This window comes from Streptomyces sp. NPDC059455 (assembly GCF_042750115.1).
Lineage (GTDB): Bacteria > Actinomycetota > Actinomycetes > Streptomycetales > Streptomycetaceae > Streptomyces > Streptomyces endocoffeicus.
In genome coordinates this window covers 1-16,550 of record NZ_JBHYVB010000089.1, presented here as the reverse complement: position 1 = coordinate 16,550, position 16,550 = coordinate 1, and the positions used below count along the sequence as shown (strand labels likewise).

General features: G+C 73.4%; 16 protein-coding genes. 8 read left to right on the top strand and 8 right to left on the bottom strand.

All coding sequences use genetic code 11. The features are described from left to right. The first annotated feature begins 136 nt into the window (after window positions 1-136). Window positions 137-790: an NADPH-dependent F420 reductase gene (locus ACFXB5_RS28375; RefSeq protein ID WP_385212783.1), complete on the top strand. Its 654-nt coding sequence runs from the start codon at window positions 137-139 to the stop codon at window positions 788-790. Window positions 791-1,090: 300 nt separating this feature from the next. Beyond that, window positions 1,091-2,017, top strand: coding sequence for an NADP-dependent oxidoreductase (locus tag ACFXB5_RS28370; protein WP_385212744.1), 927 nt, complete (start codon window positions 1,091-1,093; stop codon window positions 2,015-2,017). Between the two features lie 470 nt (window positions 2,018-2,487). Here the strand turns inward: ACFXB5_RS28370 and ACFXB5_RS28365 are convergent, their stop codons facing one another. The 4 genes from ACFXB5_RS28365 to ACFXB5_RS28350 form a co-directional block, all read right to left on the bottom strand. After that, window positions 2,488-2,826 (bottom strand): DUF202 domain-containing protein, encoded by a 339-nt coding sequence (locus ACFXB5_RS28365; protein ID WP_385212742.1) that lies wholly within the window; start codon window positions 2,824-2,826, stop codon window positions 2,488-2,490. Window positions 2,827-2,844: 18 nt separating this feature from the next. Then, window positions 2,845-3,216, bottom strand: a complete 372-nt coding sequence (locus tag ACFXB5_RS28360) for a YidH family protein (RefSeq protein ID WP_385212781.1) — start codon at window positions 3,214-3,216, stop codon at window positions 2,845-2,847. Window positions 3,217-3,293: 77 nt separating this feature from the next. Further along, window positions 3,294-3,830, bottom strand: coding sequence for an NUDIX domain-containing protein (locus ACFXB5_RS28355; protein ID WP_385212740.1), 537 nt, complete (start codon window positions 3,828-3,830; stop codon window positions 3,294-3,296). 29 nt (window positions 3,831-3,859) lie between these two features. Then, complete coding sequence (locus tag ACFXB5_RS28350) at window positions 3,860-4,597, bottom strand: hypothetical protein (RefSeq protein ID WP_385212738.1); 738 nt, start codon at window positions 4,595-4,597, stop codon at window positions 3,860-3,862. A 536-nt stretch (window positions 4,598-5,133) separates the two neighbouring features. Here ACFXB5_RS28350 and ACFXB5_RS28345 point away from each other — a divergent pair. The 4 genes from ACFXB5_RS28345 to ACFXB5_RS28330 all read left to right on the top strand — a co-directional run bounded on the left by ACFXB5_RS28345 (window position 5,134) and on the right by ACFXB5_RS28330 (window position 9,519). After that, entirely contained in the window at window positions 5,134-6,789 is a 1,656-nt protein-coding gene (locus tag ACFXB5_RS28345) for an FAD-binding dehydrogenase (RefSeq protein ID WP_385212736.1), read from the top strand. A 275-nt stretch (window positions 6,790-7,064) separates the two neighbouring features. Continuing rightward, window positions 7,065-7,799, top strand: coding sequence for a molybdopterin-dependent oxidoreductase (locus ACFXB5_RS28340; protein WP_256652562.1), 735 nt, complete (start codon window positions 7,065-7,067; stop codon window positions 7,797-7,799). Then, window positions 7,783-8,466: a cytochrome b/b6 domain-containing protein gene (locus ACFXB5_RS28335; protein ID WP_385212734.1), complete on the top strand. Its 684-nt coding sequence runs from the start codon at window positions 7,783-7,785 to the stop codon at window positions 8,464-8,466. The genes ACFXB5_RS28340 and ACFXB5_RS28335 overlap by 17 nt, the downstream gene beginning before the upstream one ends. Before the next feature lie 123 nt (window positions 8,467-8,589). Continuing rightward, window positions 8,590-9,519: a glycoside hydrolase family 6 protein gene (locus tag ACFXB5_RS28330; RefSeq protein ID WP_385212732.1), complete on the top strand. Its 930-nt coding sequence runs from the start codon at window positions 8,590-8,592 to the stop codon at window positions 9,517-9,519. A gap of 30 nt (window positions 9,520-9,549) precedes the next feature. Here ACFXB5_RS28330 and ACFXB5_RS28325 read toward each other — a convergent pair whose 3' ends face one another. Continuing rightward, window positions 9,550-11,490, bottom strand: coding sequence for a glycosyltransferase family 2 protein (locus ACFXB5_RS28325; RefSeq protein ID WP_385212730.1), 1,941 nt, complete (start codon window positions 11,488-11,490; stop codon window positions 9,550-9,552). 277 nt (window positions 11,491-11,767) lie between these two features. Here ACFXB5_RS28325 and ACFXB5_RS28320 point away from each other — a divergent pair, with 277 nt between their 5' ends. Next, window positions 11,768-12,958, top strand: coding sequence for a glycosyltransferase (locus tag ACFXB5_RS28320; RefSeq protein ID WP_385212728.1), 1,191 nt, complete (start codon window positions 11,768-11,770; stop codon window positions 12,956-12,958). A gap of 20 nt (window positions 12,959-12,978) precedes the next feature. Here the strand turns inward: ACFXB5_RS28320 and ACFXB5_RS28315 are convergent, their stop codons facing one another. Next, a complete protein-coding gene (locus ACFXB5_RS28315; protein WP_385212726.1) occupies window positions 12,979-13,305 on the bottom strand; it encodes a hypothetical protein in 327 nt (108 codons plus the stop codon). A 36-nt stretch (window positions 13,306-13,341) separates the two neighbouring features. Next, window positions 13,342-14,307, bottom strand: coding sequence for an AraC family transcriptional regulator (locus ACFXB5_RS28310; RefSeq protein WP_385212724.1), 966 nt, complete (start codon window positions 14,305-14,307; stop codon window positions 13,342-13,344). An 81-nt stretch (window positions 14,308-14,388) separates the two neighbouring features. On the opposite strand from ACFXB5_RS28310, the gene ACFXB5_RS28305 reads away from it, so the two are divergent. Further along, complete coding sequence (locus tag ACFXB5_RS28305) at window positions 14,389-15,246, top strand: NmrA family transcriptional regulator (protein WP_385212722.1); 858 nt, start codon at window positions 14,389-14,391, stop codon at window positions 15,244-15,246. A gap of 51 nt (window positions 15,247-15,297) precedes the next feature. Here the strand turns inward: ACFXB5_RS28305 and ACFXB5_RS28300 are convergent. Next, window positions 15,298-16,550: SpoIIE family protein phosphatase (locus ACFXB5_RS28300; protein WP_385212720.1), on the bottom strand; the 1,253-nt coding region annotated here is incomplete at its 5' end.

Below are 16,550 nucleotides of genomic sequence, written 5' to 3'. Positions count from 1 at the left end.
CCCCGCATCCCAAAACATACCCCCCCCCCTCCCCCCTCCACCCCCACCCCCCCCACCCCCGCGGGTGCCCCCCCGGACTTCCTAGTGTCGTCGCCCTCGGCAAGTGAGAACGACGGGCGAGAACAAGGAGACCGCGATGCGGATCGGAGTGCTGGGCACGGGCAATATGGCCGACGCGCTGGGGACCCAGTGGGCGCGGGCGGGCCACGAGCTGCTCATCGGCGGCCGCTCGCGGCCGAAGGCGGCGGCGCTGGCCGCGCGGATCGGGCACGGCGCGCGGGCGGGGAGCCCGTGCGAGGCCGCCGGATTCGGCGAGGTGACGCTGCTCGCGGTGGCGTACGAGGGTGTGGCGGCGGCCCTGGACGCGGCGGGCGCGGCCGAGGGGACGCTCAGCGGCCGGACCCTGATCGACTGCACCAACGCGATCGTCCCCGGCCGCTTCACCCTCGCCACGGACGGCGGACCGGGCATGGCCGAGCGGATCGCCGCGCGGGCCGTCGGGGCGCGGGTCGTGAAGGGCTTCTGCCACTGCGCGGACGCGGTGTGGCGGATGACCCCGCCGGTCTTCGCCGACGGCCCGCTGGGGGTTCCGCTGTGCGGGGACGACGAGGGCGCCCTGGAGGCCGTACGGACCCTGGTCCGCGACATGGGCTGCGTACCGCTGGACGGCGGCGGCCTGGAGCGGGCCCGCCTGCTGGAGTCCACCGTGGCGTTCCTGCTGGGCTTCTGGTTCGGCGGGGTGGAGCCGCGCGCCGCGCTGCCGCCGCTGGCGGTGCAGGGCCCGGCGTAGCGGGCGGGGGCGGGCGGCGCGATGTGGTGCGGATTTGCGGTGGCGGTGGGCGAGCAGGAGCGTCGAAGGGGAGGAGCGGGCAAGAACACGCCGGGACGGGGAACCCGCGAATGAGAACCGCGAGCCCGCGAACGAGACCGCGAGCCCGCGAAGGAAGCCGCGAGCCCGCGAAGGAAGCCGCGAGCCCGCGAAGGAAGCCGCGAGCCCGCGAAGGAAGCCGCGAGCCCGCGAAGGAAGCCGCGAACCCGCGGACGAACCGCGAGCCCGCCACGAACCGCGAAGACCGCGAGGAGCGCCACCATGAAGGCCATCAGCTACCGCCGCTACGGCGGCCCCGAGATTCTGAAGTACGGGGAGCGGCCGGAGCCCAAGGTCGGCCCCGACTCCGTGCTGATCAGGGTCAAGGCCGCCGCCGTGAACCCCGTCGACTGGAAGGCGCAGGCCGGATACCTCGAACCGGTCCTGGACGCGGTCTTCCCGGTCATCCCCGGCTGGGACGTCGCGGGGGTCGTGGAGCAGCCGGGCCCGGCGGTGACGGAGTTCCAGCCCGGTGACGAGGTGATCGGGTACGTACGGGAGGACTTCCTCTCCCGGGGCACCTGCGCCGAGTACGTGGCCGCGCCCGTCCGCACCCTCGCCCGCAAACCGCGGAACCTCTCCTTCACACAGGCCGCGGGCATCCCGCTGGCGGGCCTGACGGCGTACCAGTCGCTGGTGCGGGCGCTGAGGGTCGGCGAGGGCGACACGGTGCTGGTGCACGCGGGGGCGGGCGGGGTCGGCTCGATGGCGGTGCAGCTGGCCCGGCACATGGGGGCGCGGGTGATCGGCACGGCGGGGGAGCGCAACCACGAGTATCTGCGGGCGCTCGGGGCCGAGCCGACCGCGTACGGGGACGGCCTCGCCGACCGGGTCCGCGCCCTCGCCCCGAACGGCGTGGACGCCGTGCTCGACCTCGTCGGCGGCGACGCGCTCGCCGTCTCCTCCGAACTCCTCGCCCCCGAGGGCCGCCTGGCCTCCATCGCCGACCCCGCCGTCCTCGGCCTGGGCGGCCGCTACGTCTTCGTCCGCCCCGACCCCGACGACCTCCAGGACCTCACCGACCTCGCCGAACGCGGTGCCCTCGGCGTCGAGGTCTCCGCGGTCTTCCCCCTCCAGAAGACGGCGGACGCACAGCGTCTGAGCATGGAGGGCCACGTCAGGGGCAAGATCGCCATCACGGTGGACTGACCGGGACCGCCCGCGGCGTGCTGAGCCCCCACCCCGCCCCTTCCCGAATCAAGGGGCTCCGCCCCTTGGACCCGGCCGGGGCTGGGCCCCAGGACCCTGGTCCGGATCTTGGGTGCTCGGGTGCTCGGGTGCTCGGGTGCGGGCGGGGCCGCCTGCGGCGTGCTGAGCCCCCACCCCGCCAAGGGGCTCTGCCTCTTGGGTTCGGCCGGGGCTCTGCCTCTTGGGTTCGGCCGGGGCTCTGCCTCTTGGGTTCGGCCGGGGCTCTGCCTCTTGGGTTCGGCCGGGGCTCTGCCCCAGGCGCTGGTCGGACGCCGACGGGTGCACGGCTTCGCCCACGGGGGTGCGGGTCGGCGCGGCGGCAGCGTGCGCGGCGGCGCGCGGTTGGGGTTCGGGGCGGAGCCCCGGTGGGGTCAAGGGGCGGAGCCCCTTGTATCGGGAAGGGGCGGGGTGGGGAATCGCCCCCGGTCCCCCTACCGCAGCGTCGCCGCCCCCAGCACCGCCAGCGCGACCGTGCAGGCGGCCGCGGCCGCGGCCGCCCGCGGGGACAGGGCGGGCGGCCGGGGCGCGTGCATGGCCCGGATGCGCTGGTGGGCCAGGGCCAGGAAGGCCAGCCAGGCCAGCACCACCAGGGCCAGGACCACGAGCGAGACCGGGTCGATACCGCTGTGCAGCGTCTGCCGGCCCGCGAGCGAGGCGGCCACCGCGCACGCCAGCGTCGTACGCCGCCAGGCCAGCCGCGTCCGCTCCGGCTGGAGGCCGGGGTCCCGGTCCCGCGTTCGGGATCCGTCCGTCCCATTCCCCTCCGGCATTGCCTCACACCTCCCGGCTCACCCGCTCCACCCGAAGGCGGCCACGATCACCATCAGCAGTGCGACCACCCCGACCGCGAGCCCCAGCACGATCGGGAAGCGGGAGGCCGGCAGGTCCTCGCCGCGCCGCATGGCCCGCTCGCAGCGGACCCAGTGGCTGATGGCCCGCAGGGCGCACAGCGCGCCGGCCGCCAGCAGTATGAGGGCCAGCGCGAGCCGCTGCGGGCGGCCGGTCTCCGGGAGGAACTGGTCGACCGCGAACCCGCCGCCCACCAGCGCCATCGCGGTACGCAGCCACGCCAAGAAGGTCCGTTCGTTGGCGAGCGAGAAGCGGTAGTCGGGGGTGTTCCCCTCCTCCCGCAGCCGCTCGGGCGCGAACCACAGCCGGATGTCCGAGACCGCTGAGAAACGGCCACCGCCACGCGGTCCGGTGTGGCGGGAAGGCTCCGAGGGCCCGGAAGATTCCGTCACCTTTCGACCTTCTCACGGCGCCACTCCACCAGCCGCCGGTAGGCCTCCCACCCGTCCGGCACCCACTCCCACTCGGGCAGCCGCCGCGTCAGCTCCTCCTCGGTGAGGAACGCGTGCCAGGCGACCTCCTCGGCCTGCGGATCGACCGGCGGCTCGCAGCGCACCTCGTAGACCCGGCTCCACCAGGTGTGCTCGGGCGTCTCGTAGAGGAACGAGAACAGCGGTACGGGCGCGGGCAGCCCCCGCACCCCCAGCTCCTCCTCCGCCTCGCGCAGCGCCGCCTCGTCGTAGCCCTCGCCCGCGCCGACGACCCCGCCGACGAACATGTCGTACAGCGAGGGGAAGACCAGCTTCTCGGCGGTGCGGCGATGGACGAAGATCCGGCCCTGGGCGTCCCGCGCCTGGATGAAGACGCAGCGGTGGCGGAGCCGGTGGGCCATGGCGTCACCGCGTCGGGCCTGGCCCATCACGCGATCCCGCTCGTCCACGATGTCCAGCAGTTCGTCGGCGGAAAGCGGTTCCTGATCAGGCATACCGCCATACAAGCAGATCGGGGGCGCGGTCAGCGCCAGTGGCCACCGCCGTAGCCGCCCCCATAGCCCCCGCCGTAGCCGTTGCCTCCGCCATAGCCTCCGCCGTGGCCGTTTCCGCCGCCGTTCCCGTTCCCGTCGCCGTAGCCGCCTCCGTAACCGCCGCCCTGGCCCTGGCCCTGCCCCGGCCCGTACGGCCCGGAGCCGCCGTCCTGGCCGCGCCGCTTGCCCTGCTGCTCGGCCCAGCTGTCGAACGCCTCGGCCGCGTCCTGCCAGTCGTCGTACTGCCCCGGTCCCCGGGACGACCAGCCCGGCCAGGACGGGGTGGAGCGGCCCTTGCCGGACGACGAGGCCGCGGGCTTGTCCGGCGCGGAGTCGCCCGCCGGGGCCTGGGCCGTCGGCTGGGCGGTGGCCGGCGGCTGCGGCTCGGGCTTCTCGGCGCGGGCGCCGCGCAGCGGGGTCTCGCCCGCCGCCGCCTCGGCGTACGGGACGGCGTGGCTCTCGGGCTCGTCCGGCGCGGCCGTCGAGCTGTCGTGGCCGGAGGCGGCCGTCGCCTGGCGGGCGTCCTTGCCCATGAACATGAAGAGCGCGGTGGCCGCGCCGGTGGCCGACAGCAGAATCGCCCCGGCGGCCGCCTTGCGCCGGTTGTCCGCCGGGCGGCGGCGGGCGTGCCGGGGCCCGACCACCTCGCCGCGGAGCACCTGTGCCTCGTCCACGGGCGGCCCGGCTTCGAGGGGCTGTGGGCCGGGCGTGATGAGCGTCGGGTTCACCACACGACGTTCGACATCGGGCCTCGGCCCTGAGTGCTCAACGGAGCGGTCAGCCATGGTCGATGATGATGCCGGTTTGGCCGAACCCTGTCCAATGTCGGTGAACGAATATGACCTTTTGTTCCACGCCCAGGTTGCGCGGAGGGAGTTGGCCGTCCGGCACGGGGACGGCGGCGGCCGGAAACCGCTCCCACACCCCGGGTTGACGCCGTACTGGCCGGTAGGCAGGATCGCGGTCACGGCGCCACCGGACGGGCATCCGCTGGCTCAAGGAACGGGGTTTCGCCTCTGGGGCGAAAGACCGCCCACACGATCGGGTAAGCTGCCTGCTGTGCGTTGCGAGAACCAAGTGCGCACAACGTGCTGAGCGAGAGCCAAGCCAGCGCACCCCAATGCTTTCGGGCAACCGGGCAGGTTCCGTCCCGGCTGGCGCTGAGGGAGTAAGACCTTTCAGGTCGCTGACCTGCGGGGCTTCCTGAGCCAGGAATTCCCCTGCTTTGACTGGGGGAGGGTTCAAGAGAACGGGACATCACAGCATGGCGTATGACGCGGATGTGATCGTGGTCGGCGCGGGGCTCGCGGGCCTCGCGGCCACCGCCGAACTGGCCGACGCCGGCCGTAAGGTGATCCTGCTCGACCAGGAGCCCGAACAGTCGCTCGGCGGCCAGGCCCACTGGTCCTTCGGCGGTCTCTTCCTTGTCGACTCACCCGAGCAGCGCCGTCTGCGCATCCGCGACAGCCACGAACTCGCCTGGCAGGACTGGCTGGGCACGGCCGGGTTCGACCGCGAGGAGGACCACTGGCCGCGCCGCTGGGCCGAGGCGTACGTGGACTTCGCGGCGGGCGAGAAGCGGTCCTGGCTGCACGCCCAGGGGCTGCGGCTGTTCCCGCTCGTCGGCTGGGCCGAGCGCGGCGGCTACGACGCCACCGGGCACGGCAACTCCGTCCCCCGCTTCCACATCACCTGGGGCACCGGCCCCGGTATCGTGGCCCCCTTCGAGCGGCGGGTGCGGGCGGCCGTAGCCCGCGGCCTGGTCGAGCTGCGCTTCCGGCACCGGGTCACGGGGCTGGCCCGCAGCGCGGGCACGGTCGACACCGTCACCGGCGACATCCTCGAGCCCAGCCAGGCCGAGCGCGGCTCGCCCAGCGGCCGCGAGGTCACCGGCGCCTTCGAACTGCGCGCCCAGGCCGTGATCATCACCTCCGGCGGCATCGGCGGCAACCACGACCTCGTCCGCGCCAACTGGCCCGAGCGGCTCGGCTCCCCGCCCGAGCGGATGATCTCCGGGGTCCCGGCCCATGTGGACGGCCGAATGCTCGGCATCGCCGAGGGGGCCGGCGGACGGATCATCAACCGCGACCGGATGTGGCACTACACCGAGGGCATCCAGAACTGGAACCCCATCTGGCCCCGGCACGGCATCCGCATCCTGCCCGGCCCGTCCTCCCTGTGGTTCGACGCGCGCGGCAAGCGGTTGCCGGTGCCGCTGTTCCCCGGCTTCGATACCCTCGGCACGCTCGAGCACATCATGCGGACCGGCCATGACTACACCTGGTTCGTGCTCACCCAGAAGATCATCGAGAAGGAGTTCGCGCTCTCCGGCTCCGAGCAGAACCCGGACCTCACCGGCAAGAGCGTCCGCGGGGTGATCGGCCGCGGGCGGGCCGGGGCCCCGGGCCCGGTCCAGGCGTTCATGGACCACGGCGCGGACTTCATCGTCGAGCGGTCGCTGCCGGCGCTGGTCCGGCGGATGAACGAGCTCACCGAGGAGCCGCTCATCGACGAGGCCGAACTGCGCCGGGAGATCGTCGCCCGGGACCGCGAGATCGCCAACCCCTACACCAAGGACCTCCAGGTCACCGCGTTGCGCGGGACCCGCAAGTACATCGCGGACCGGCTCATCCGCACCGCCGCCCCGCACCGCGTCCTCGACCCCAAGGCGGGCCCGCTGATCGCCGTGCGGCTGCACATCCTGACCCGTAAGACGCTCGGCGGCCTGGAGACGGACCTCTCCTCCCGCGTCCTGACCGAGGGCGGCGAACCGCTGCCCGGCGTCTACGCGGCCGGGGAGGCGGCGGGCTTCGGCGGCGGCGGAGTGCACGGCTACCGCTCCCTGGAGGGCACCTTCCTGGGCGGCTGCCTCTTCTCGGGCCGCACGGCGGGCCGGGCGGCGGCCGAGGCGGTGGGGTAGCCGCTAGGGCCCTTCTGACGGATCTCCGCGGCGTCGCGGCGCCCGGCACGCCCTCTCGCCGCACCGCACGAAAACCCAAGTAGCTCCGCTACGAGGGCCTCCGCGCGGCACGCCGAGAGCACGCACCGGACGCCGCTCCTTCCTCCACGGAGATCCGTCAGAAGGGCCCTAGTGGCGTTACCCCCTCGTACGCCGCCGGTCCCGAGTCTTACCGAAGTCTGACGAATCCCGGCAGGAGATGGCGCGCCACCCCCGCCCGGTGCTCTCATCAATCCATGGACCCCAATACCGGTGCCGGATCCGATGGCGACGGCACGCCCGTCGGCCGGCGCCTCGTCCTCGGCATGCTGGGCCTCGGCGCGGGCGCGATGGCCGCGGCCCCGTGGCTCCAGGGCAGGCTGGAGACCGCCCTGGGCGCGGTGGCCGACAAGGACCCGACGGGGGTGACCGGACTCCTCCCCAACGGCGGCGGCTTCCGCTACTACTCCGTCACCTCCTCCGTGCCCCACAAGGACGCCGACAGCTACCGCCTCACCGTCGACGGACTCGTCGACAAGCCCGGCGCGTACCGCCTCGCCGATCTGCGCGCGCTGCCGCAGACCCGCCTGGTGCGCGACGTCCAGTGCGTCACCGGCTGGCGGGTGCCCGAGACCCCGTTCGAGGGGGTGCGGCTGTCGGCGCTGCTCGACGCCGCCGGAGTGCGCCGAGGGGCCAAGGCGGTCCGCTTCACCTGCTTCGACGGCGCGTACAGCGAGAGCCTGACCCTCGATCAGGCGCGGCGGCCGGACGTGCTGGTCACGCTGAAGCTGCGGGACAAGCCGCTGGGCCACTCCCACGGCGGGCCGGTGCGGCTGTATGTGGCGCCGATGTACTTCTACAAGTCGGCGAAATGGCTCTCCGGTATCACCGTCACCGACGAGGTGCGGCCCGGCTATTGGGAGGAACGGGGCTATGACGTCGACGCCTGGGTCGGCAGGTCGAACGGACGCGACGATGACCCCACCGCCTGAGGAGGCGATGGCGCCGGTGCGGCGGGCCGACGACCGGGACGGCGGCTCCCGGGTGCTCCGGTTCAGCCCCGCCGAGCGCTGGATCCACCGCACCACGGCCCTCCTGCTGGGCGCGTGTGTGGTCAGCGCGGCCTGCCTCTATCTGCCCGCGCTCGCCGAACTCGTCGGCCGGCGTGAGCTCGTCGTCACCGTCCATGAGTGGACCGGCATCCTGACGCCCCTCCCGGCCCTGCTCGGGCTCGTCTCCCGCGCCTTCCGCGCCGATCTCACCCGCCTCAACCGGTTCGGCCCGCACGACCGCCGCTGGCTGCGCGCTGCGCTGCGCCGCGACCACCGGCGCCAGGAGCGCCCGGCGGGGAAGTTCAACGCCGGGCAGAAGCTGTACGCGGGATACATCGCGGGCGCGGTGCTGGTGATGGCGGGCACCGGGCTGCTGATGTGGTTCACCGGTCTGGCCCCGCTGGTGTGGCGCACCAGCGCCACCTTCGTCCACGACTGGCTGGCGCTGGCCATCGGCATCGTCCTGCTCGGCCATATCGGCAAGGCGCTCGCCGATCCGGAGGCCCGGCGCGGGATGCGCACGGGCCGGGTCGAGCGGGCGTGGGCGGCCCGGGAGCACCCCCTGTGGCCTACGGACGAGGACGCGCGGGAGCGCCGAGAGCGCTGAACCCGTGACACCCGGTGCCATGATCGTCGCATGCGAGAGAAAGGTCCAAGAACAAGCGTTATGCGGCTTTGGCTGCATGCCGCCGTATGCCTCGCGGTGATGCTTCCGATGAGTGGATGCCGCATGTTCGAGTCCTCGCTGCGGCGCGGCGGGCTCTGGGTGAACCCGGACAGCCCCGCCGCCCGGCAGGCTCATGAGAGGGAACACGAGGGAAAGAACGGCGACGCCGCGCTCATCCGGCAGATCGCCCAGCAGCCGGTCGCGGAATGGTTCGGCCCCGCACCGCCCCGGGAGCGGGCCCGCTCCATCACCGAATCCGCGGCGCGGACCGGGTCCACCCCGGTCCTGGTGGCCTATCACATCCCGTACCGCGACTGTGGGCGGTACTCGGCGGGCGGCGCGCGGAACCGCGAGGCCTACCGGTGGTGGATCGAGCAGTTCACGCTCGGCATCGGCGATCGCAGGGCGATCGTCGTCCTGGAGCCCGACGCGGTGGCCCAACTGGTCGACGGCTGTGTGCCGCGCAAGTTGCGCAAGGCCAGGCTGGAGATGCTCCGCGACGCGGTCGCCCTGTTCGCCGCGCTGCCCCACGTCCAGGTGTACCTGGACGCGGGGAACCCGAACTGGATCAAGAATCCCGCCCGGCTGGTGCGGCCGCTGCGCGACGCCGGGATCGAGCAGGCGGACGGCTTCGCGCTGAACGTCTCCAACTTCCAGCCGACCCGCCGCACCAAGGCGTACGGCCATCGGCTCTCCACCGCCCTCGACAAGGCCCACTTCATCATCGACACCAGCCGCAACGGCAACGGCCCGCTGCGGACCCGCGGCGCGGCCCGGCACGGCATCCGGGCGCGGGACTCCTGGTGCAATCCGCCGGGACGGGCGCTCGGCGAGCCGCCCAGCACCCACACCGGGGACCCCCTCGTGGACGCCTATCTGTGGATCAAACGGCCCGGCGAGTCCGACGGCACCTGCAACGGCGGCCCCCCGGCGGGCCACTGGTGGACCAAGTACGCCCTCGACCTGGCCCGTAACGCCCCCCACCGCCACTGAGCGCTCCGCTGGAAGTGCACCGACCTGCCGTCAATCGACTGCGGCGCCGTTGTGGCCGGTCGCGCCCACGCGGCGGAGCCGCATATCGACACGGCCCCGCGCTCCTTCGGGGCGCCTGTCCTTCGGTGTCGCGCAGGGGCTGGCCGCGTCGCGCGCCGTCGGCACCGTGCCACGCGCCGGACGCTTCCGGTCGCGGCGCAGCAGCCCCACCGACCAGATCGCCACCGGAGTCAGACACAGGATCAGGGCGAGCACCGCCCAGATCCGCATCACCGCATGGGTGTGACCCAGGAAGAACGAGCCGACCAGCGAGGAGCCGAACACCCCCGCCCACAGCAGATGGATACGGAACGTGGAGAACCGGTCGGGGCTGGACGAGTCGCCCTTGGGCGTGACCACGAACCGGCTGGTGCGCCGCAGCACCGCGTCGCACAGCGACTTGGCGTAGATGGGCGCGGACAGCGCCGAGAGGAGCATCCCGGCCAGCCCGCCGGAGCCCTCCGGCTCGTGCGGGGAGACGTTGTGCCGCCGGTTCCAGACGTACAGCCCGATCTGGAGCATCGCCGCGTCGCTGTAGAGCATCATCCACATCTCGGCCGGGATGTGGATCCCGGCGGCGCCCAGCACCAGGAACAGCGCGCACGACAGCGCGGAGAGGAGCCAGTTGAGCGCGGTCATCGGGTAGTACGCGATCATCAGCGAGTAGTTCAGCAGCTTGCCCGGTGACAGGGTGAACGGGCCCTTCCAGAACTGCTTGAGCACGGTCTCGTAGGTGCCGCGGCTCCACCGCATCTGCTGGGTGAAGAAGTCCGTCCAGGTGCTCGGGCCCTCGCCGACCGCGAGCACATCGGGGGTGTAGACCGAGCGCCACTTCTTCCGGGTCGCCGGGTTGCGGTGGCGGTGCAGCTCGAAACCGGTGGCCATGTCCTCGGTGATCGAGTCGTACAGCCCGCCGATCGAGCGCAGCGCGCTGATCCGCACCGCGTTGTTGGTGCCCACGAACATCGGGCCGCCATAGGCGTTTCCGGCCCGCTGGATCAGCGCATGGAAAAGGAACTGCTGGCTTTCGGCGGCCTTGGTGACCGGGGTGTCGTAATTCCCGTAGACCTGCGGGCCGACCACGAAGGCGATATCCGGATCCCGGAAGTAACCCAGCATGCGCTCCAGGAAGTTGGGCAGCGGCACATGGTCGGTGTCCACACACGCCATAAATTCATAACCGTCGCCGTGCGCGTCCAGCCAGGCGTTGTAATTCCCGTGCTTGGTCCGCGCCCGGAAAGTGCCCTTCGGCTGATTCCACTTCTCGATGCCCTTGCGCGAGAAGTGCCGTACGCCCAGCCGATTGCACAGCGCCTTGACCTCGTCGTCGTCCCCCTCGTCGAGCAGCCAGACGTCCAGCGGCCCGGTGTGCCGGATCCGCACCGCCCCCTCCAGCGTGGCCCGGACCATCGCGATCGGCTCCTTGCCGGGCACGAAGCTGGTCAAGAACGCCACCCGGGTCCCCGGCTCGGCCACCACCGGCACCGGATCCCGCGCCACCAGCGTGGCATGGGCGTTGGAGACGACCGTGAACAGGCGAAACCCCTCGATCAGCGCGATCGAGACCAGCATCGCCAGATCCGCCGCCCGCTGCCACCCCGGCGCGTAGTCGCGCTCCACCCAGTGGTCGGGGTGGAGCAGCCACAGCAGCAGCACCGCCGAGCACACCGGCGCCGCGCACAGCAGCAGCGCGGCCCGGATCCGGTGCGGCTCCTGCGCCAGCAGGCTCCGGCAGCGCACCCGGTAGGGGCGGTCCGTGGGGGCCTTGGTCAGCGGGCCCGCCAGTTCGCTGTACCGCTTGTACTCGTACACCGGGGCGGGACGGTGGTGCGGGACGCGGGAATCCGACGCGGTACGCGCGGGCGGCGGCCCGGCTACGGCGCGTGCGGTGGTTTTCCGGGGGGAATCTCTGACGGGGGTCGGTGCAGACATCTGGGCACTCCCGCGGGGCTGGCTCGAACCGAATGTCGCGCCACGATGACCCATACGGGCCATATTCTTCAGGTCATCGCGCGAGATGAGAAGGTAACAATCCCATGGGGCATGAGCGTGCACATCGGATATTCGGCGCGCCATTGTTGACGGTCCGTAAGACGTCCACTCCGACGGCCCAGCGGCGCGCGTCTTACGTGATTTACATCCCGCCGTCTGGCAGGGTCGGCACCGATCGAAGCCCATCGGAATACGGAGGATGGGGCGCAGTCGCCCGATGAGAGTCCTGCACATCATCTCCCGCCTCGGGGCCGGAGGAGCCGAACAGCAACTGCGGCTGCTGCTGCGCCATGTGCCGGTGCGCTGTGACGTCATCGCCCTCTCGGGCCCCGGCGCCACCGCGCACGGCATCCGCGCGGACGGCATCCCGGTCACCCATCTGCCCCTGGACGGCGGGCGCGAGCGGCAGCTCACCACCGTGCCCAGGCTGGTGCGGATCATCCGGTCCGGCGGCTACGACCTGGTGCACACCCATCTGTACCGGGCGTGTGTGCTCGGCCGGATCGCCGCCCGGCTGGCCGGGGTGCGGGCGGTCATCGCCACCGAACACGGCCTGGGCGAGCGGCGGATCGACGGCCGTCCGCTCAACGCCGCCCTCCGCGCCCGCTATCTCGCCGCCGAGCGGCTGGGCTCGGCGACCGTCGCCGTCTCGGCCGCCGTGGCCGACCGGCTGCGCGACTGGGGCGTGCCCAACCGCCGGATCCATCTGGTGCCCAACGGGATCGACGCCCACCACTTCCGCTTCGAGCCGACCGCCCGCGCGGCCGCCCGCGCCCGTCTCGGCATCCCCGACCGGGCCTTCGTGGTCGGCGGGGTGGGGCGCCTGGTGGCGGACAAGCGGTTCGACACGGCGGTGCGGGCCGTCGCCGAGGTGCCGGACGCCCGGCTGCTGCTGGTCGGTGAGGGCCCCGAGCGCCCCGCCCTGGAGGACCTGGCCGCCCGGCTCGGCGTGGCCGACCGGGTGCGGCTGCTGGGGGAGCGGGACGGCGCGGTGGCCCCGGCCGACGACCGGCCCGCGGGGCTGCCCGCGCTGCTGGCCGCCATGGACGTCCTGGTCTCGCCGTCCGCCGAAGAGGCGTTCGGCCTCGCGGCGCTGGAGGGGCTCGCGGCCGGGCTGCCGGTGCTGCACACCGTCTGCCCCGCCCTCGACGAACTCCCCGACGGCGCGGCGCCCGGCGCCCGCCGCATCGCCCCCGGCCCGGCCGCCCTCGCCGCCGCCCTGTGCGCGCAGGCCGCCCAGGGCCCGCTGCGCTTCCCGGTCCCGGACGCCGTCGACCGCTACGACATCGCCCGCGGCGCCCGCCGCCTGATGGACCTCTACGACCGCACCACCACCTGCGGCCCGGACGGCTGTCTGCGGGTGCCGCCGGTCAGCCGCATGCCGCGGCGCGGCGCGCCCGCGGGCTGAGACGGCTCCGGCGACGGGAGTCAGCCGCGTGGCGCGGACTCGCCGTCGCCGTCGGGGACCGGGACCAGGTCGCGCAGCAGGTCCAGCACATGCCGCAGATCGGGGCGGTTGCCGGTGCCCGCGCGGCTGACGGTGAAGAGGGTCCGGGAGACGGGCCGGACCAGGGGGTGGAGGCTGTGCGGCGCGGCGGTGTCCGGCAGCGCGGTCATGCCCGTGGCCCCGCACAGCGCGACCATCGGCAGATCACGGCGGCGCGGCGGACGGACCTTGGTGAACGGTGCCACCAGCATCAGCACGACGGTGCCGGCCAGGGCGAGGAAGCGGGGAGAGGCGACGCGGGGGAACATGCCTCCGGCGCCCCCGCGCCCAAAGCAAAAATCGAGTTAGCTTTTATTGCCCGAAGCGTTAGACATGCTTAACGTCGACGCGCGGTGTGCCTGGGGGCTCTGGCCGCGCTCGCGCTTGAACGCGGCGCTGAGGGCGAACGCGCTGCCGTAGCCGACCCGCCGGGCCACCGCCGCCAGGGTGTGCTCCGGATCCCGGAGCAGATCCGCCGCGAGCGCCAGCCGCCAGCCGGTCAGATACGCCATGGGCGGCTCGCCCACCAGCGTGGTGAAGCGCCGGGCCAGCGCCGCCCGCGAGACACCCGTCTCGGCGGCGAGCCCGGCCACGGTCCACGGATGGGCCGGGTTGTTCTGGAGCAGCCGCAGGGCACGGCCCACCACCGGGTCGCCCAGCGCCCGGTACCAGCCGGGCGCGCGGGCCTCCGGCCGGGAGAACCAGGCCCGCAGCACCGAGATCAGCAGCAGATCCAGCAGCCGGTCCAGGACCGCCTCCTGCCCGGGTTCGTCCTTGACGATCTCCTCGCCGAGCCAGGGCATCAGGGGGCAGTCCCACACCTCGCCGTCCAGCGCCAGCAGCGGGGGCAGCGCGTCCAGCAGCCGCCCGCTGATCTCCCCGTCCAGCAGATAGCTGCCGATGAGCATCGTGGCCGAACCGTCCGGGCTGTTGCCCCAGGTGCGCACCCCCAGCGCCATCGCCTCGGCCAGATCGGCGCCGTCCGCCGTGCGGCACACCTCACCGGGGAGGATCCACGCCTGCGGGGTGGTCGTGGGGTCGCCGGCCACCGTGTACGGATCCGGGCCGCGCGCGATCGCCACGTCCCCCGGGCGCAGCCGCACCGCCTCGCCCGCGTCCGGCACCACCCACGCCTCGCCGCGCGCCATGGTCATCACGCACAGCGGGGCCCGGTCCTCGATCCGCACCGCCCAGGGCGGCTCCATCACGACCCGCAGCAGAAAGGCCCCCCGGGCCCGCGGGCCGTCCAGCAGACTCGCCAGCGCGTCCATGGCGCACAGCGTAGACGCTCGCGCATGCGGTGGAGCCTCTCGGCCATGGCCCGTCTCACCACTCGCGAGTTGACTGGCCGTATGACGACACAGCGCACGGACACACAGGCCACGGAGCGCACGACCGCCCTGGTGCTCGGCGGTACCGGCAAGACCGGCCGCCGGGTCGCGGACCGGCTGAGCCGGGCCGGGCACCCGGTGCGGATCGGCTCCCGGTCCGGCGAGACGCCGTTCGACTGGGAGGACCCGCGCACCTGGGAGCCCGCGCTGGACGGTGCCGCCGCCGCGTACATCGCCTACTACCCGGACGTCTGCGACCCGGGAGCCGCCGCCACCCTCCGCGCCTTCGCCGAACGGGCGGCCGAGCGCGGCACCCGGCGGCTGGTGCTGCTCTCCGCCCGGGGTGTGGAGGCGGCGCTGCCCGCCGAGGAGGCGGTGCGGGTGCCGGGCGTGGCGGCCACCGTGCTGCGGGCGAGCTGGTTCTTCCAGAACTTCGACGAGGGCATTCTGCGCGACGGGGTGCTCGACGGCGAGATCGTCTTCCCGGCCGGGGACGTCAAGGAGCCCTTCGTGGACGCCGACGACATCGCCGAGGTCGCGGTCGCGGCGCTGACCGGGGACGGAGCCGCAGACCGGACGTACGAGATCACCGGGCCGAGGCTGCTGACCTTCGCCGAGGCGGCAGCGGAGATCGCCGGGGCGACGGGCCGCGCGGTGCGCTATGTGCCGGTCTCCGCCGAGAGTTACGGGGCCGCGCTGGTGCGCGACCACGGGCTGCCGGCGGAGCTGGGGGCGTTTCTGACCGAGCTGTTCGCCACCTTGCTGGACGGGCGCAACGCGCATCTGACGGACGACGTCCGGCGCGTTCTGGGGCGCGATCCCGGGGACTTCGCGGACTTCGCGCGGCCGGCCGCGCGGGGCGGGGTCTGGGCCGGCTGAAGTGCGACGGACGCCGCTGCCTACCGTTAGGTGTCTGCGTTCCGCGCGGTGTCAGGGGAGTGGCTGTTCGGTCCAGATGCACTTGCCGGTGGACGTGTAGCGGGTGCCCCAGCGGTGGGAGAGGGCCGAGACCAGCTGGAGCCCGCGCCCGCCCTCGTCGGTCTCCGAGGCATGGCGGATCCGGGGGGTGGTCAAGGAGCCGTCGGTCACCTCGCAGATCAGCCCCTCGCCGCGCAGCAGCCGCAGCTCGACCGGTCCCCTGCCGTGCCGGATCGCGTTCGCGACCAACTCGCTGACCAGCAGCTCCGCGGTGGGGGTGAGCGGAGCCAGCTCCCAGCGGATCAGCTGGTCCCGGACGTGAACGCGCGCCTCGCCCGCGGCGATCGGCCCCTCGGACAGCGGCCATGCGGCGATGTGGTCGGGGGCGAGCGCATGGGTGCGGGCGATGAGCAGTGCCGCGTCATCGGCGGTGAGCTGCTTCTCCGGCAGCAGCTCGGCCAGCACCTCGTCGCACAGCCGCTCCAGCGACGCGTTCTCGCCCCGGTCTCCGTAGCCCCGCTCTCCGTCGCGCCGGGCGTCCCCCGGGCCGGGCGCGCGGGCCGCGCTGGACAGCGCGCTCGCCAGCTGCCGCATCCCGCGGTCGATGTCCCGGGCGGCGGATTCCACCAGACCGTCGGTGTACAGCGCCAGCAGACTGCCCTCCTCCAGACTCATCTCGGTGGTCTCGAACGGCGGCTGGGCCGCGCCCAGCGGTGGATCGGGGGCGCCGCCGGCGAAGCGGACCGGATGGCCGGGGCGTACGACGGCCGGCGGCGGATGTCCGGCGCTGGAGAAGACGCAGGTGGCGGCGACCGGGTCGTACACGGCGTACAGGCAGGTCGCGTAGAGGTTGTCCCCCAGCTCGCTCACCACGTCATTGAGCCGGGTGAGCAACTCGGCGGGCGAGAACTCCAGTTCGGCCAGGGTGTTCACGGCGGTGCGCAGCCGGCCCATGGTGGCCGCCTCGGACAGCCCGTGACCCATCACATCGCCGATGACCAGGGCCACCCGGGCCCCGGACAGCGGGATCACGTCGTACCAGTCGCCGCCCACGTCGATGCCCTCGCTGGCGGGCAGATAGCGTGCGGCGGTGCTGACCGAGGCCAGCGACGGCAGAGCACGTGGCAGCAGCCCCCGCTGGAGCTCCTTGGCCCGGGTGTGCTCCACGTCGTACAGCCGGGCGCGCTCGATGGCCTGCCCCATCAGTCCGCTGAGCGCGGTGAGCAGGGCCCGCTCCTCCGCGTCGAGCCGGCGCGGCTCGGCGA

What these genes read in the sequence shown, in the direction of transcription:
- ACFXB5_RS28375 (WP_385212783.1), top strand. Translation starts at nt 137, where the DNA reads ATGCGGATCGGAGTGCTGGGCACGGGCAATATGGCCGACGCGCTGGGG.
- ACFXB5_RS28370 (WP_385212744.1), top strand. Translation starts at nt 1,091, where the DNA reads ATGAAGGCCATCAGCTACCGCCGCTACGGCGGCCCCGAGATTCTGAAG.
- ACFXB5_RS28365 (WP_385212742.1), bottom strand. Translation starts at nt 2,826, where the DNA reads ATGCCGGAGGGGAATGGGACGGACGGATCCCGAACGCGGGACCGGGAC.
- ACFXB5_RS28355 (WP_385212740.1), bottom strand. Translation starts at nt 3,830, where the DNA reads ATGCCTGATCAGGAACCGCTTTCCGCCGACGAACTGCTGGACATCGTG.
- ACFXB5_RS28345 (WP_385212736.1), top strand. Translation starts at nt 5,134, where the DNA reads ATGGCGTATGACGCGGATGTGATCGTGGTCGGCGCGGGGCTCGCGGGC.
- ACFXB5_RS28340 (WP_256652562.1), top strand. Translation starts at nt 7,065, where the DNA reads ATGGACCCCAATACCGGTGCCGGATCCGATGGCGACGGCACGCCCGTC.
- ACFXB5_RS28335 (WP_385212734.1), top strand. Translation starts at nt 7,783, where the DNA reads ATGACCCCACCGCCTGAGGAGGCGATGGCGCCGGTGCGGCGGGCCGAC.
- ACFXB5_RS28330 (WP_385212732.1), top strand. Translation starts at nt 8,590, where the DNA reads ATGTTCGAGTCCTCGCTGCGGCGCGGCGGGCTCTGGGTGAACCCGGAC.
- ACFXB5_RS28325 (WP_385212730.1), bottom strand. Translation starts at nt 11,490, where the DNA reads ATGTCTGCACCGACCCCCGTCAGAGATTCCCCCCGGAAAACCACCGCA.
- ACFXB5_RS28320 (WP_385212728.1), top strand. Translation starts at nt 11,768, where the DNA reads ATGAGAGTCCTGCACATCATCTCCCGCCTCGGGGCCGGAGGAGCCGAA.
- ACFXB5_RS28315 (WP_385212726.1), bottom strand. Translation starts at nt 13,305, where the DNA reads ATGTTCCCCCGCGTCGCCTCTCCCCGCTTCCTCGCCCTGGCCGGCACC.
- ACFXB5_RS28310 (WP_385212724.1), bottom strand. Translation starts at nt 14,307, where the DNA reads ATGGACGCGCTGGCGAGTCTGCTGGACGGCCCGCGGGCCCGGGGGGCC.
- ACFXB5_RS28305 (WP_385212722.1), top strand. Translation starts at nt 14,389, where the DNA reads ATGACGACACAGCGCACGGACACACAGGCCACGGAGCGCACGACCGCC.